Consider the following 14,931-nt stretch of genomic DNA (forward strand, 5'->3'; position numbering starts at 1 on the left):
GTGATCCATGCGCGACCTTCCCTTTCCCATCCGTGATGCAAATGCAGGCGGCGGTGCCGATGATCTGGGCAATTTGCCGGAATGGGACCTGACGGACCTCTACGCTTCGGAAGATGCACCTGAATTGGCCCGCGATCTGGACTGGCTGGAAGGCGAATGTGCGTCCTTTGCCGCAGATTATGAGGGCAAGCTGGCCGAACTGGACGCCGCTGGCCTGCTGACCTGCGTGCTGCGCAACGAAAAGATCAACGCCATCGCCGGGCGGATTATGTCTTTCGCCGGTCTGCGCTATTACCAGCTGACCACCGATGCGGATCGCGCCAAGTTCCTCTCGGACATGCAGGAGAAGATCACCGTATTCACCACTCCGCTGGTATTTTTCACGTTGGAACTGAACCGCATCGACGACGACGTGCTGGCCGCGCATTTCGCCGCCAATGCCGATCTGGCACGATACGAGCCCGTGTTCCGTCGCATCCGTGCGATGAAGCCCTATCAACTGTCTGACGAGTTGGAAAAATTCCTGCACGACCTCGGAGTTGTTGGCGACGCGTGGGAACGTCTGTTCGACGAAACCATCGCGGGCCTGACATTCACCGTCGATGGAGAAGAGCTGAATATCGAAGGCACGCTGAACCTGCTGACCGAGCAGGATCGCACCAAGCGTGAGGCCGCTGCGCGTGAGTTGGCCACCGTTTTCCAAACCAATATCAAAACGTTCGCCCGCGTTCATAACACGCAGACCAAAGAAAAAGAGATCGTTGATCGCTGGCGTAACATGCCAACGGCGCAGACAGGTCGCCACCTGTCGAACGATGTAGAACCCGAAGTGGTCGAAGCCCTGCGCGAGGCCGTTGTGGCCGCCTACCCCAAGCTGAGCCATCGCTACTACGAACTGAAACGCAAGTGGCTGGGTCTGGACGTGATGCAAGTGTGGGATCGTAACGCGCCGCTGCCGATGGAAGACACCCGGATCGTTGACTGGGCCGAGGCCGAAAAGACGGTGATGGATGCCTATAACGCCTTTGATCCTCGGATGGGTGAGATCGCAGCCCCCTTCTTCTCGAAGGGTTGGATCGACGCGGCGGTGAAGCCCGGCAAAGCGCCCGGCGCTTTTGCGCATCCCACCGTGACCGAGGTTCATCCCTACGTGATGCTCAACTATCTGGGCAAACCGCGCGATGTGATGACCTTGGCGCATGAATTGGGCCACGGCGTACATCAGGTATTGGCCGCCGATCAGGGTGAGATGCTGTCTTCGACTCCACTGACCTTGGCCGAAACCGCCTCGGTCTTTGGTGAAATGCTCACTTTCCGCAAGATGCTGGATCAAGCCGAGACCCCAGAACAGCGCAAAGTGCTGCTGGCCGGTAAAGTCGAAGACATGATCAACACGGTCGTCCGTCAGATCGCCTTCTACGACTTCGAATGCAAGCTGCACGACGCCCGCCGCGAAGGTGAACTGACCCCGGACGACATCAACGCTCTTTGGATGAGCGTTCAGGCCGAAAGCCTTGGCCCCGCATTCGAATTCATGGACGGGTACGAGACCTTCTGGGCCTATATCCCGCACTTCGTCCACTCGCCATTCTATGTCTACGCCTATGCCTTCGGCGACGGCCTCGTGAACGCGCTCTATTCGGTCTACGAAAGCGGTGCGGACGGGTTCGAAGACAAATATTTCGAAATGCTGCGTGCCGGTGGCTCGAAGCACCATAAAGAGCTTCTTGCCCCGTTCGGACTGGACGCCAGCGATCCCGAGTTCTGGGACAAAGGCCTGTCGATGATCTCAAGCTTTATTGACGAACTGGAAGCGATGGAAAGCTAAATCTAAGGGGCAGCCTGCAAGGGCTGCCTCATTTCTCTTTGGTTGATTTCATCGTCGTCACGAAAATGGCCGTCACGATCAAAACCGCGCCGACAATCGCAAGCGGTGTGATCGTTGCGCCCAGAAACAGCGCCGAATTGACAAAGGTAAACACAACCGACGCAGCGAATAGCAGCGTTGCCGTCAATGTCGACACGCGCGCGGCGGCTTCGTACCAAAGATAATAGGCAAGCGCGGTGGGCAAAACGCCCAGAAGGATCAAGAAGATCACATCATTTGCGGTTGGCATCTGGAACGAGAAAGCCGCCAGTGGCATCAACAAGACGCCCGAACACAAAAAGATGCCAAACAGGAAGTTCAACCTTTCGGCGGTAGTTTCCGAGGTCTGCATCGCGCGGCTGCTGGAAATCAGGAACACCGCCCAGCTGAACCCCGCCCCGATTTCCATCAGATCGCCCAACAGGGGCTCTCCCCCGCCCTGAAAATCCCGGTAGACGGTCAGAAACACACCGAGGATCGCCAGCAGCGTCGCCAATACATCAGCGCGGCCAACGGCGGTATCCGCGAAGAAATATAGGAAAATCAACACGAAGAACGGCGCGGTATTCTCAAGCACCATCGCATTAGCAGCACCTGTATGTTCCAAGCCTATGTGGAACAGAATATAGTTCACCAACGTCGACAACACCGCCAGCCGGAAGTTCCAATCCCTGTACTGGACCGAGACCCGTGCGCCCATAAACCGCAACATGCAGAAGATCGCAAATGCGGCTATGAACAAGCGCGATACGGCAATCTGTAACCCGCCGAGATCACTGGTCAGGTACCGCACGATAACGCTGTGCGTGCCCCATAGAAACGCGGCGAGGAACCCAAGAACCAACCCGTTTTGCAGCAATGATCTCTGCGGCTGATCCTTCACCGGGTGCTCCTCGCGTTATTTCAGCTGACTGTCTTTCGAACCCCGCCGATTGATCCCGCCGCGGGTCTTGAAGCTGCTGTCACGCTCTTGCTGGCAGTCCAGGCACAGCTTTACGCCGGGCAAAGCAAGGCGGCGTTTTTCGGGGATCGGTTCCTCGCATTCGGCGCAATGGGTCAGGCTTTCGCCCACAGGTCGCTTTTGCGCCTGCATCCGCGCCAGCTCATCCGAAATCGACGCTTCGATCTGTTCACTCACCGCGCCATCGCGCGCCCAACCGCCCGCCATTTGACCCTCCTGATCCGGTCGGGACAGGATACGCGAGACACCAAGGGCGTGGCAAGCTAGAGCGATACAGCTGTATCAAAGACCTGATCGATAACCTCTTGCGTGCCCCGCACGAATTCCAACGGACAGGGGTAGTCAGCCCGATCGCGGACTGAGCGGCAGAATGCCTCGACCTGCAACTTATAGTGATCGTCCCCTGGAAAGCGCGTCACCTGTACCTCAAGCCCAGGGCGGTGCAACTCGACCCTTGCTTCACCAAATACACGCGCATTGAAAGGCGCGGTCAAGCGGATCACGCCACCTTCACCGTGAAACACCATCTCCTGATGCGGATGCATTCGGGTCGAGACGTAGGCGGAGTAGGTAAAGTCGGGAAACTGCGCGCGAATTTCGGTGAATACGTCCACGTCATTCTCCCATCTGATCGCACCGCTGACCGAGATCGGCTCTTGCCCCGTCGCATAGCAAGCGCTGCCGATCACATACACACCGATATCGCGCAGCCCACCCCCGCCGGTTTCTGCGCGGTTGCGAATGTTGGCAGTATCCGCCCGGTTGTCATAGCTGAACGCGCCGGTGACATGGACCAGCTTCCCGATTGCTCCGTCGGCGATCATATTGCGGGTTAATTGCCACTGCGGATGGTGCACGATCATGTAAGCTTCGGCGGCCAGCAATCCGGTTTGATCCCGCTTGGCAATCAGAGTTTCAAATTCATCAGCCCGCATGGTCATCGGCTTTTCGCATAAAACATGCTTGCCCGCATCCAGCGCCCTCAGGCTCCATTCGACATGCAGATGATTTGGTAATGGGATGTAGACAGCTTCGATCCCCGGATCAGCCAGCAGCGCGTCATAGCTATGGAAAACGCTGATATCAGGGCAAAACTGTTGAAATGGCGCTGCTTTGGTCGGATCGGACGTGGCCAGCCCAGCAAGGCGAGCACCATCGGCGGCGTGGATAGCTGGCCCCATGTGCTGAAGCGCAAATTTCGAAGCCCCTAATATGCCCCATTGAACCGGCTTTTGCATGATCACCATCTCCTCGCGATGTTAGCGCCACCAATCATTAGCAGCGAAGGACAGGACTGTCATACCCCTTGGGCAAGAAAAAACCGGCCTGACGTGGATCAGACCGGTTGGCGCTTCGAATGCGAGCGGCTCAGCTTGAACTCAACATGCCCTTCTCGCGCGCAAGCTCTCGCATCTTCTTCTGCAACTTCTCAAACGCGCGCACTTCGATCTGACGAATGCGTTCACGGCTTACATTGTATTGCGTGCTCAATTCCTCAAGCGTGACAGCCTGATCCATCAGCCGGCGCTGGGTCAAAATATCTTTTTCACGATCATTCAAGACGTCCAACGCAGCGGCAAGCAGCTCGCGCCGGGCTTCCAGTTCATCGCGCGCCTCATAGTCGCCAGCCTGATCAGCATCTTCATCCTCTAGCCAATCCTGCCATTGCATTGTGCCTTCGCCTTCGGACCCGACGGTCGCGTTCAGCGAGGCATCACCACCGGACATCCGACGGTTCATGCTGATCACTTCATCTTCTGTCACACCGAGGTCTTCAGCGATCTTGGTCACGTTTTCAGGACGCAGATCGCCCTCTTCCAACGCGCCTATGCGGGCCTTCGCCTTACGCAGGTTAAAGAACAGCTTTTTCTGCGCCGAAGTTGTGCCCAGCTTCACCATCGACCACGACCGCAGGACATATTCCTGAATCGAAGCGCGGATCCACCACATAGCATAGGTCGCCAAGCGGAATCCCTTTTCAGGGTCGAATTTCTTGACCGCCTGCATCAGGCCCACATTGGCCTCGGAAATCACCTCGGCCTGCGGCAAACCATAGCCGCGATATCCCATCGCGATCTTGGCCGCCAAACGCAGGTGTGACGTGACCATCTTATGTGCGGCCTCGGTATCCTGTTCCTCGACCCACCGCTTGGCCAGCATGTACTCTTCCTCTGGCTCCAGCAGAGGAAACTTACGAATCTCCTGCATATAGCGGTTCAGTCCACCTTCAGGTGTCGGTGCTGGAAGATTTGAATAATTTGCCATTTATTTCTGCCCCTTGGACAAATGTTTAAGCCCTTAACATGGGATATGGGTACCAGACCCGATACATTCAAGAGGATCTAATACAAGTCTGGAATTAACCCTATGTAAAGGAAAGCTGAAATTGCGAATTTCACAAGCCTTTGCAGATTATTTCAGCGGCTTTCTCAGGTTTTCCAAAAGCATTGACATATCCTGCGGCAACGGCGCCTCAAATCGCAGCATTTCGCTGGAAACTGGGTGTTCGAACCCAAGCACCGCTGCGTGCAGCGCTTGACGTGGGAATGCTCGCACAGCTTCAATCGCCTCGGGCGCGAACGCACGCGCTGCCAATTTGCGTTTGCCACCATAAACCGGGTCTCCGACAAGGCCATGGCCAGCGTGTGCCATATGGACACGGATTTGATGTGTCCTGCCCGTCTCGAGCCAGCATTCGACTAATGATAGGCCACCGGGCGAACCGAATACCTCGACAATCCGCGCTCGTGTCACTGCATGCCGACCACCGTGAAACAGCACGGCCTGCTTTTGCCGATCCGTTTTGTGTCGCGCCAGCTGAGTCGTCAGACGCATAATGTTGCCGGGCTCAAAGCTAACGCCCTTTATCCCACGCAATCGGGGATCGTTGGCGTCGGGCACGCCATAACAAATGGCGCGGTAGTAGCGCTCGACGCTATGCGCCTCGAACTGGGCCGCCAGCCCATGATGCGCCACATCCGATTTGGCCACGACCAACAGGCCACTGGTTTCCTTGTCGATCCGATGTACGATTCCTGGGCGTTTGACACCGCCGACTCCTGATAGATCTTCGCCGCAATGATGAAGCAGAGCATTGACCAGCGTGCCGTTCGGAGAGCCCGGTGCCGGATGCACCACCATACCAGCGGCCTTGTTGATCACGATCAGATCGTCATCCTCATAGACAACTTCCAGAGGGATATCCTCTGGGCCGATATGGCTGTCTTCGGCCTCAGCCACTGTAATCCCGATCTGTGCATCTTCGGAAATTTTGGCCTTGGGGTCTTTAATGACCGCCCCATCGACGGTCACTGCCCCCTCGCTGATCAATCGTGTCAGTCGGGTGCGCGACAGGTTCTCTTCCGCTGGCACATCCCGCGCAAGCGCCTTATCAAGGCGGGGCGGCGGAGCGGCCGCGATGTGAAACTCTATCAGGCGGGTGCCCATGACTGTCCCTTCCGAACCTCAGGAACCGCAGGAAACACCGCAGCTTCGACTGCTGCGGCGTATGGTCATGCTGTTGACCGCGGTTATGATTGGCGGGGTTCTAGTTACATTCGCCCTGATTGTCATCCGCCTATCCGATCGCACACCCAAGCTGCCCGATCAGATCGAGTTACCGGACGGAGCAAAAGCCCAAGCATTGACCATCGGCAACAACTGGTATGCGGTCGTGACCGAGGACAACCGTATTATGATCTTTGACAAGACAACCGGAAAACTGCGGCAAGAGATTGCACTGGATTAGGGCCGCGTCTACCCCGAAAGCCTGTTCAACTGATTGGTAAACCGCTTGTAGGGCGGATAAAGATCGCGCGCTTTCTCAAGATACGGCCGCGCCTTTTTCTTGTTTCCACGCCGCATGTGGATCTGACCCGCCATACCCTGAATAGCGACACTGACTTCATCCTGATCAGCGGCTTGCAAGATCAGCTTCTCGCCCTGCCCGATCTGGCCCGTCCGCTCCAGCAAAAGGCCCATTGCGTACAGAAGAAATGGGCTTTCGGGGTCGCAGGCCAGCGCCTCGGCCATTGTTTTTTGGGCGGCGTCGGTATCGCCCTCCGCTTCATAAAGCTCGGCCAGTCGTTTCTGATAAAGTGTATTTTCCGGCACTTCGGCTACTATCCGACGTGTTCTGTCGATGGCCTGGGCGCCGGAAACCTCGCCCAGATGCTTTTGCAGTACCACCTGCGCGCTCTGCAATCGCGGGTCGTCTGCTGGCACGTCAGGCAGATCGTCCAAGGCTGAACTCAATGCTTCCAGCCTCTTACGCTGATCAAACAGACGTCTTGCGCGTTGATCCAGCGCCAGATCCGCCCAATCCAGCAGAACGAAATCAAAGTTGCACGGCCGCCATGATACCACCTTGTGCTGAACCAGATACAGGTTGTTGAACGGTGGAAAACGGCGCTGACGCACCGTGCGCTGTAACGACCAGTCAACCGGCGGCAGCAGTCGATGTGCCAGATGTGACCGGTACAACATTCTGGAACCCAGCACTACAACATCCGGCCGTAATGGCTTGGCCCAGAACGCTTTTGCGAAATGCCGTGTCGCCGCCCAGCGTTTGCCCTGCACACCCAGAATGGCGCCACGCAAAGCGCACATGACAGCATAATCTTCGGGCCAGAGATGCGGATTCTCCAACCCCTCACGGGCAAGCGTCTCGCTTTCCTGCCACTTGGACAGGTAAAAACAATTCAGTGATTGCAGCAACGGCATAAAGGCATTGTCAGCCCCGGTGTCCAGGATGGGTTTCGCACTTTCATAAGCCTCTTCACAGCGATCCTGAGCCGATAGATATTGCGCCGCTTTTGCATAGATATGCGCAGCCTCCGAAGGGTTCAGAAACTCTGCTGGTCCTTGCGCGACCCGCTCGATGACGCGCTCATTCGCCCCTTGCAATTCCTCCTCAGTCAATACATCGCGAAACACCTTGCGCTGCTGTCCCGATATCCGCGCCGCTGCCATCGAAAAGGCCGAAATATATGGTGCAATCACCTGATCCGCCCGCGACATTGCGTAGAGTTCCAGAAAGTCTCGTTGCGCTCGAGTCAGACCCGACAGATCGGCAATGTCCGACATTTGCATAAGCTGCGGAAACCGCTGCTTAAACCGTACGATCAACTCGGGCTGATCTGAGAACATGATCGCCGTCTGGCCCCTGGATTTTTCCAGATGGACCTCATAAAACTCTTCGGGCTCGATCTTGGCGGGCCAGGTTGAGTGTTTCCACGGCAATCCATTCAAGATATCGCCACGACGGATGTGATAGGCAGAAACCCCCTGCCCTGAAAGTTTTTCATCCGCCCGATCCATGATCTGACGAACCTTATCGACGAACCCAACACCGCGGATGAAATCACGATAACGGGGGCGGATGGCTTCGATATCCTCCCAAGGGAACGCCAGCACCTCGAACCCTTCTTCGACCAGTACCGAACGGCCCGAGGCTAAATGGTCCATCAACCGCTCTGGCGATGGGTCGTTCTGGAAAGCCCAAATCGGCAGAGCGGTCTCATTCAGTGCGTCGAACTCTGGCTGATTAAGAAAATGCGCATCCATCCAATCAGTAGTGAACAGCTCCTCGGGCTGATCCAGTTCCGGTGCGTCCGCGCCCTGTGGGAACCAGCTCACGCGGTAGTCGGTCTCAAAATCTTCAGCCAGACGGATGCAGGTCAGGATCATCAACAGGCGCGCACCCATACGATCCTTGCGCTGCCCAATGAAAACGCCTCGCTTCTGGGTCATGGCAAAATCTGGGCAGCCGCCCTCATGTCGATTTTGCCAATATCTTGAAACATTAGGACATTCCCAAACTGTGTTTGCCTAACGTCTTACACAACCGCAGCGGCTGCGGCGAGATGCGAAATCTGTGGTGTCATGAGTTTCGCCAAAAATGGCGTTCAACCTGCAACAACCGGTCGAGCCTCTGACATATCCGGGGAAATTCGAATGGCCTGCGTGAGCGTGCTCAGATCAGAGATGGCTCTTTGCGAGATGATATCTCCGGGAATGCGCGTTGCCGCTGCCAAGGCATCGGGCAGTGATATTCCAACTTTGGTCGTCAACACACGCAAGGCAGTGGTCAGATCAAGATCAGCCCCAGCCAGTGTTCCGTCCTGCAAGGTTAGCCTGCCGTTTTCTCGTTGGATGATACGCCCTTCCAACTTGAACTCTGTCAAGTCTGTCCCAGCGACGGCCATCGCATCACTGACCAGAAACAGGCGGCCCGGCCCCTGCTTGGCGGCGAAGGCCGCGCGCATTGTCTCTGGGTGAACATGAATCGCGTCTGCAATCAGACCTGCGGACATTGCACCTTGGGCAAGGACGGCGCCAACGAGGCCGGGTTCGCGGTTGCCCAATTGGCTCATGGCGTTGAACAGATGCGTCGCACAATGCGCGCCTGCCTTAACGTACGCCACACAGGTTTCAAACGCAGCATCACTGTGCCCCATTGAGACGATGACTCCCGCTTTGGTAAGCGTTTCGACCTGAGCCGTCGTGACACTTTCGGGTGCAATCGTGACCATAAGCGCAGGCAGCACCTTTGCCGCATCTAACAGTTGCTGAAGATCGGCACCTTCCATGGGCCTGATCAGTGCAGCGTCATGCGCGCCTTTGCGACGCACGGACAGGTGCGGGCCCTCGAGGTGCAGTCCTGCAATCCCGTGCACCCCCTGTTTGATGGCCTGCGTTGCGGCCGCAATCGCGGCTCTGGTCTTTTCAGGTGTATCCGTAATCAACGTCGGCAAGATCGATGTCGCCCCAAGTTGGCGATGTGCCCCTGCGATACGCCGCAGTGTTTCGACTGACGGATCATCATTGAACATGACAGATCCGCCGCCATTGACCTGCAAATCTACGTAACCGGGGCTGAGAATGTCACCCGACAGGTTCTCGATCACTTCACCCGCAGACAGCTGAGATTCGGGCAAGATGCAATCCAACCTCCCGTCGACGAAGCGGGCCGCGTGCCCTTCTACCAGCATTTTGCCGTCGAAAATCGGCCCTCCGGCGAAGGTGATCGTCGCAGCCGTCATACCGTTTCCGTCACTTTCCGCAGGTGGCGTGGTGCATCAGGGTTGATACCGCGCCGCGTGGCTACTGCCTCGACCATACCGTAGAAAGACGCAATCGAGGCAACCGGGTCCGTCATCCAGTGCGATGTGCGCACATGCGGCAGCGACACAGCATCAGCAACCTTGTTGGTTGTCGCAAAGACCTTTGCCCCTTTGCCCGCAAGCGCATCCGCAACCTCGGCAATATTGGCCTCGGCCGCATCACCTGAGGCGAAGGCAATCACTGGAAACCCCTGATCGACAATCGAAACCGGACCATGCAATACCTCGGCCGAGGAATAGCTTTCCGCGTGAATCTGGCAGGTTTCCTTGAATTTCAGAGCCGCCTCATTCGAAATTGCCCAGGACATGCCACGCCCAAGCGTGAACAGTGATTGGCCATCAACGGCGTCTACGACAGCGCCCCAATCGCATGTGATGGCGCGCGACAAAACGTCCGGCAGTTTGTGGATCGAAGACAGCAATTCCTCATCGCGCTTGACCTCGGCCAACAACCAAAATCCGGCAACCAGAGAGGTGACGAAAGTTTTGGTGGCAGCCACGCTCAGTTCAGCGCCTGCGTGGATCGACAGAGCCGAAGAGGCGACCTTGGCCAGGGCCGATCCTGTATCATTGGTAATTGCAACCGAGTATGATCCGCCTTCAGTCAGGGATTTTGTCAATTGAACGATATCCGGGCTTTGGCCCGATTGTGACACCGAGATACACAGAGCGCCGGGGCAGCGCATGTCTACCCCGTAAATCGATTTGACGCTCGGCCCGACCGACGCCATGGGCAGGCCCAGCAGCAGTTCAGACGCGTATTTCAGATAGCTGCAGGCATGATCCGACGATCCGCGTGCGACTGAGATCAGGAAATTAGGATCATGCTCGCGGATCGCGCCAGCAGTGGCGGAGATCGCCCTGGCACCTTCGGTTAAAAGTCGATCAACGGCGAAGGGTATCTCGTTGATTTCCCGCCGCATTTGAGTTGTTTCGGTGGACATATGTCCCGCCTTTCAGGTTGATAAACGCAGCTCTGCCACAAAATCGTAGGCATCGCCGTGATAGATGGATCGGGTGAGTTCGGCGACGCGCCCGCTTTCGAGGTATGAGGTACGCTGAATGCGCAGCCCCGCTGTGCCCTCTGCAACATCAAGCAAGCGTGCCTCGGTGGCTTCAAGGTTGATGGCCGAGATCTTTTGGATAGCGCGCACCGGACGGTTCCCGGATCTTTCCAGGAAGGCATACAAGGACCCAGTGACTTCGGTCGGGTTGGGCAGGATATCCAGCGGCAAAGCTGCGCGCTCTAACGCCATTGGCCGTCCTCCGGCAGCGCGCAAACGATGAATTCGGGCGACCTGATCATTGGTCGATAGCCCTAGTGCCAACATCTCGTCCGGAGAAGGCAGAAACACCCCGCGCTCCAACCAGGTCGAGGTTGTTTCAAAACCACGTCGCTCCATATCCTCGGTAAATGAGGTCAAGTGAGACAATGATTGCTCAACTCGTGCAACAGGCTGACGCACGAATGAGCCTGAACCCTGCCTCTGTTCGATCGCGCCTTTGCGCACCAGTTCCTGAATCGCCTTTCGCACCGTGACGCGCGACAGATCCGTGAGCTCAGCGATCTCGCGTTCGGGTGGAAGTGAACTGTTCGGGGCTAGAATGCCCTCTTCTATCCCCTGCTCCAACCGATGGCGCAATTGCACATAACGCGGACCAGCGGTCTGACCCAGCCATCCTTCGGGTTTCAGGAAGTCAGCAACGCTCATGTTCGATCTCCTCATGAAACGCACGGGCCAGCGCGATTGCACCGGCCAATGGATCGCCCAGTGGTTCAGTCAGGTCCTGCTGCATGATCTCTGAGAGGTAAGGCGCGTATTGCGGACCGATCCCTCCGGTCAGACAAATCGATAGACCGGGCTTCCAGCCCATCGCCTCGATCTGATCCGCCAGATATCGTGCACCGGCCTCCATGATAGCGCGCGCAAGCGCATCCCCCTGCTCAGCGCTAAGCGTGGCTACAGGGGCCAGCGCACCAAACTCGGTGGGCGTCATCATGGATGCAGCCCCTACAATCCCGGCAGCACCATCAAAGCGTGCCAGAAGACCATTCGCCATCCCGGAGGTCGGCGCGATGCCATCGACACAATCGAGAGTGCGCGCCAAAGCCTGTCGGCCAACCCATTGCGCCGAAGCTTGATCCCCTAATACCGGTCCCCAGCCACCGGCCAAGCGAATCTGACCATTTCTCTGTGACGCGAGAAACGACCCCGTACCACAATGCGCCACGAAACCATCTTTCGACCCAAGCGCACCCCTCAATGCGGAGGGCCTGTCATCTTCAATTCGGGCGCGTTCGAACGGCAGCCTTGCTGCGAGTCGCTCTACCAGCGTTTTGCCCGTGATCCCAGCCAACCCCAAATAGGCCGACGTCCCTGCAACCTGTGCGCCATTCAATCCGGCTTGCTTGGCCAGATCCGCAATGCCGCGATTCAGCTCGGCACAAGCTGCTTCGAAATCGGTCGAGACGTTCGCGGCCCCCACCTCAACTTGGCGAGCAACGTAACCATCAGAAACAGCGATACGACAACGCGTACCACCGCCATCTACAGCGAGCACTATGGTATCAGTAAGACGACTCATGAAAATACCTTTATAATACCTATTGAAGTTTTTGAAGACCCAATAGCGACCAAATTACAGAATTACGGCTAAAATTCTGAAACATATCGACACAAAAAGAAAATGGTAGACTAATGGTATCTAAAAGGTATGATATCCAGAACTGAGGGGAGAATCACGTGGCCACGCCAGTAACGGAACAACTGCACAAGGATGCGATCGGGCTAGACGCGCGCCCTTTGGCCGAAGTTGCCGAGTTGCTGGCCCAATCCCAGTCTGAGGCCGCGACAACCCCGCTCACCTCGCTCACCCCCATTTGCACCGGAGCAAAAGCAATGGCGCAAACGATCCGCACGGGCGGGGCCTTGCATTATCTCGCGGCGGGGTCATCTGGCCTGATGGCCGCTTCGGATGCGCTGGAACTCGGCGGAACATATTCAATACCTCCAAGCCAAATACGCATTCATATGGCAGGTGGTATGCCAACGGGTGTCGAGATGCCCGGAGATACGGAAGATGCGACGAGCACTCTTGCTCGTGATCTTGTGGATCTGTCCCCCAAAGACACTTTGATCACTGTTTCTGCCAGCGGTACGACGCCGTATACCGTTGCCGCAGCCCAGATCGCGCGCGACAAGGGTGCCTCTATCGTCGGGATCGCGAATAACGGCGATACCGAACTGTTGCGGCTGTCTGATCACCCCATTCTGCTTTCCACACCGCCTGAGTTGGTATCGGGTTCAACCCGCATGGGGGCAGGCACGGCACAAAAAATCGCGCTGAACATGCTGTCGACCCTGATGGCAATGGAGTTGGGGCATATTCAGGACGGCATGATGATCAATCTGCGTGCTGATAATGATAAGCTCCGCGCCCGCGCCAAAGGGATTGTTTGTCAACTGGCCGGAGTTGACCCCGAACAAGCCGAAACAGCATTGATGACGGCCAGCGGCAATCTGAAATGCGCCGCCTTGCTTGCAGCAGGGGTCCCGACACTGAGCGAGGCACAGGCCATGTTGCACGACGCGAATGATCACCTCCGCCCCGCCCTAGAGCGGATTAAGCAAAACCAAGAAACCATCAACCTGGGAGAAACCAAATGACACGCAACGTTCTGAGCCTTGCTCTGATGAGTACGGCGTTGGTCACAAGCGCCTATGCGCAGGAGGCCACCCTGACAATCGAAAGCTGGCGCAATGACGATCTGGCTCTGTGGCAGGAAAAAATCATTCCGGCTTTTGAAGCCGAGCACCCCGACATCAAAGTGATTTTCTCGCCCTCTGCCCCTGCGGAATACAACGCCGTTCTGAATTCGAAGCTCGAGGCCGGATCGGCTGGTGATCTAATCACCTGCCGTCCGTTTGATGCGTCGCTCGCGCTTTATGAAGACGGCCACCTGACGGATTTGTCCGATCTGGACGCTATGGGCAATTTCTCGGACGTGGCTAAATCTGCCTGGCAAACCGATGATGGATCGGCCAGCTTCTGCGTCCCGATGGCGTCGGTGATTCACGGCTTCATCTACAACAAGGATGCGTTCAACGAGCTGGGCATCGAAGTTCCTACCACCGAGGCTGAATTCTTTGCCGCCCTCGACAAGATCAAGGAAGACGGCACCTATATCCCGATGGCGATGGGCACCAATGATCAGTGGGAAGCCGCCACAATGGGCTATAACAACATCGGCCCGAACTACTGGAAAGGTGAAGAAGGCCGTCAAGCGCTGATCAAAGGCGAGCAAAAGCTGACCGATCCCCAGTGGGTTGCCCCATATGCGACGCTGGCCAAATGGGCGGACTATCTGGGCGACGGGTATGAAGCGCAAACCTATCCCGACAGCCAGAACCTGTTCACGCTGGGTCGTGCAGCGGTCTATCCAGCAGGCAGCTGGGAAATCTCGGGCTTCAACACGCAGGCCGATTTTGAAATGGGCGCCTTTAAGCCGCCGGTCCAGAACGCAGGCGACACTTGCTATATTTCGGACCACACCGATATCGGCATCGGCATGAACGCGGCGAGCGAAAACCAAGAAGCTGCGCGCACCTTCCTGGCTTGGGTCGCAAGCCCCGAGTTTGCCAGCATATTCGGTAACGCCCTACCCGGTTTCTTCCCGTTATCCAGCACTCCGGTCGAGCTGGAAGATCCACTGGCCAAAGAAATCGTAGGCTGGCGCGAAGAGTGCGAAAGCACGATCCGATCGACCTACCAAATCCTGTCTCGCGGCACGCCGAACCTCGAAAACGAGACTTGGGGTGCATCCGTTGCAGCCATCAAGGGTGCCGAGACCCCCGAAGCGCTGGGTCAGCAGCTGCAAGACGGTCTGGCCAGCTGGTACGCACCGCATAAGTAACACCTAGGCCACTCACACCGGACGCGACCGCCGCGTCGCGTCCGGACCTTTTTCCCCGGAGATT

The 14,931-nt window shown here is 56.9% G+C and carries 14 protein-coding genes; 4 read left to right on the plus strand and 10 right to left on the minus strand.

The genetic code is table 11. The features are described from left to right. Positions 1-7: 7 nt before the first annotated feature. Positions 8-1,828 (plus strand): M3 family oligoendopeptidase, encoded by a 1,821-nt coding sequence (locus ACR3EJ_RS14590; RefSeq protein WP_170539114.1) that lies wholly within the window; start codon positions 8-10, stop codon positions 1,826-1,828. 28 nt (positions 1,829-1,856) lie between these two features. Here ACR3EJ_RS14590 and ACR3EJ_RS14595 read toward each other — a convergent pair whose 3' ends face one another. The 5 genes from ACR3EJ_RS14595 to ACR3EJ_RS14615 form a co-directional block, all read right to left on the minus strand. Beyond that, positions 1,857-2,750 carry a DMT family transporter gene (locus ACR3EJ_RS14595; protein ID WP_170539112.1) on the minus strand — a complete coding sequence of 298 codons (894 nt, stop codon included), beginning with the start codon at positions 2,748-2,750 and terminating at the stop codon, positions 1,857-1,859. Positions 2,751-2,765: 15 nt separating this feature from the next. Continuing rightward, the gene (locus ACR3EJ_RS14600; protein WP_010439380.1) at positions 2,766-3,035 is read right to left on the minus strand and encodes a DksA/TraR family C4-type zinc finger protein; all 270 of its coding nucleotides are present in this window, start codon (positions 3,033-3,035) and stop codon (positions 2,766-2,768) included. A gap of 56 nt (positions 3,036-3,091) precedes the next feature. Continuing rightward, on the minus strand, positions 3,092-4,066 hold the full coding sequence (locus ACR3EJ_RS14605; protein ID WP_170539110.1) for a Gfo/Idh/MocA family protein: 975 nt from the start codon (positions 4,064-4,066) through the stop codon (positions 3,092-3,094). A 130-nt stretch (positions 4,067-4,196) separates the two neighbouring features. Next, entirely contained in the window at positions 4,197-5,093 is an 897-nt protein-coding gene (gene rpoH, locus ACR3EJ_RS14610) for an RNA polymerase sigma factor RpoH (protein ID WP_170539108.1), read from the minus strand. Positions 5,094-5,240: 147 nt separating this feature from the next. Then, on the minus strand, positions 5,241-6,275 hold the full coding sequence (locus ACR3EJ_RS14615) for an RluA family pseudouridine synthase (RefSeq protein ID WP_170539106.1): 1,035 nt from the start codon (positions 6,273-6,275) through the stop codon (positions 5,241-5,243). Here ACR3EJ_RS14615 and ACR3EJ_RS14620 point away from each other — a divergent pair. Next, the gene (locus tag ACR3EJ_RS14620; RefSeq protein ID WP_010439370.1) at positions 6,274-6,576 is read left to right on the plus strand and encodes a DUF6476 family protein; all 303 of its coding nucleotides are present in this window, start codon (positions 6,274-6,276) and stop codon (positions 6,574-6,576) included. The two genes, ACR3EJ_RS14615 and ACR3EJ_RS14620, sit on opposite strands and share 2 nt — an antisense overlap. A gap of 8 nt (positions 6,577-6,584) precedes the next feature. Here ACR3EJ_RS14620 and ACR3EJ_RS14625 read toward each other — a convergent pair whose 3' ends face one another. From ACR3EJ_RS14625 to ACR3EJ_RS14645, 5 genes are all read right to left on the minus strand, one after another. Continuing rightward, a complete protein-coding gene (locus tag ACR3EJ_RS14625; RefSeq protein WP_480423028.1) occupies positions 6,585-8,579 on the minus strand; it encodes a hypothetical protein in 1,995 nt (664 codons plus the stop codon). A 155-nt stretch (positions 8,580-8,734) separates the two neighbouring features. Beyond that, on the minus strand, positions 8,735-9,871 hold the full coding sequence (nagA, locus tag ACR3EJ_RS14630; RefSeq protein ID WP_170539102.1) for an N-acetylglucosamine-6-phosphate deacetylase: 1,137 nt from the start codon (positions 9,869-9,871) through the stop codon (positions 8,735-8,737). Then, positions 9,868-10,896 (minus strand): SIS domain-containing protein, encoded by a 1,029-nt coding sequence (locus ACR3EJ_RS14635; protein ID WP_170539100.1) that lies wholly within the window; start codon positions 10,894-10,896, stop codon positions 9,868-9,870. The genes nagA and ACR3EJ_RS14635 overlap by 4 nt, the downstream gene beginning before the upstream one ends. Before the next feature lie 12 nt (positions 10,897-10,908). Continuing rightward, positions 10,909-11,664, minus strand: a complete 756-nt coding sequence (locus tag ACR3EJ_RS14640) for a GntR family transcriptional regulator (RefSeq protein ID WP_170469405.1) — start codon at positions 11,662-11,664, stop codon at positions 10,909-10,911. Further along, entirely contained in the window at positions 11,651-12,538 is an 888-nt protein-coding gene (locus tag ACR3EJ_RS14645) for a BadF/BadG/BcrA/BcrD ATPase family protein (RefSeq protein WP_170539098.1), read from the minus strand. Before ACR3EJ_RS14645 ends, ACR3EJ_RS14640 begins: the two co-directional genes overlap by 14 nt. A gap of 158 nt (positions 12,539-12,696) precedes the next feature. On the opposite strand from ACR3EJ_RS14645, the gene ACR3EJ_RS14650 reads away from it, so the two are divergent. Together ACR3EJ_RS14650 and ACR3EJ_RS14655 are read left to right on the plus strand one after the other, a co-directional pair. Continuing rightward, a complete protein-coding gene (locus ACR3EJ_RS14650) occupies positions 12,697-13,620 on the plus strand; it encodes an N-acetylmuramic acid 6-phosphate etherase (protein ID WP_170539096.1) in 924 nt (307 codons plus the stop codon). After that, positions 13,617-14,867: an ABC transporter substrate-binding protein gene (locus ACR3EJ_RS14655; RefSeq protein ID WP_170539094.1), complete on the plus strand. Its 1,251-nt coding sequence runs from the start codon at positions 13,617-13,619 to the stop codon at positions 14,865-14,867. Before ACR3EJ_RS14650 ends, ACR3EJ_RS14655 begins: the two co-directional genes overlap by 4 nt. Positions 14,868-14,931: the final 64 nt, after the last annotated feature.

The sequence above is a fragment of the Ruegeria sp. AB11 genome, from assembly GCF_056536325.1.

Excerpts from the sequence above, each read along its gene's own strand:
- rpoH (WP_170539108.1), bottom strand. The coding sequence starts at position 5,093 with ATGGCAAATTATTCAAATCTTCCAGCACCGACACCTGAAGGTGGACTG.
- ACR3EJ_RS14625 (WP_480423028.1), bottom strand. The coding sequence starts at position 8,579 with ATGACCCAGAAGCGAGGCGTTTTCATTGGGCAGCGCAAGGATCGTATG.
- ACR3EJ_RS14615 (WP_170539106.1), bottom strand. The coding sequence starts at position 6,275 with ATGGGCACCCGCCTGATAGAGTTTCACATCGCGGCCGCTCCGCCGCCC.
- ACR3EJ_RS14600 (WP_010439380.1), bottom strand. The coding sequence starts at position 3,035 with ATGGCGGGCGGTTGGGCGCGCGATGGCGCGGTGAGTGAACAGATCGAA.
- ACR3EJ_RS14620 (WP_010439370.1), top strand. The coding sequence starts at position 6,274 with ATGACTGTCCCTTCCGAACCTCAGGAACCGCAGGAAACACCGCAGCTT.
- ACR3EJ_RS14590 (WP_170539114.1), top strand. The coding sequence starts at position 8 with ATGCGCGACCTTCCCTTTCCCATCCGTGATGCAAATGCAGGCGGCGGT.
- ACR3EJ_RS14635 (WP_170539100.1), bottom strand. The coding sequence starts at position 10,896 with ATGTCCACCGAAACAACTCAAATGCGGCGGGAAATCAACGAGATACCC.
- nagA (WP_170539102.1), bottom strand. The coding sequence starts at position 9,871 with ATGACGGCTGCGACGATCACCTTCGCCGGAGGGCCGATTTTCGACGGC.
- ACR3EJ_RS14645 (WP_170539098.1), bottom strand. The coding sequence starts at position 12,538 with ATGAGTCGTCTTACTGATACCATAGTGCTCGCTGTAGATGGCGGTGGT.
- ACR3EJ_RS14655 (WP_170539094.1), top strand. The coding sequence starts at position 13,617 with ATGACACGCAACGTTCTGAGCCTTGCTCTGATGAGTACGGCGTTGGTC.
- ACR3EJ_RS14640 (WP_170469405.1), bottom strand. The coding sequence starts at position 11,664 with ATGAGCGTTGCTGACTTCCTGAAACCCGAAGGATGGCTGGGTCAGACC.
- ACR3EJ_RS14605 (WP_170539110.1), bottom strand. The coding sequence starts at position 4,066 with ATGCAAAAGCCGGTTCAATGGGGCATATTAGGGGCTTCGAAATTTGCG.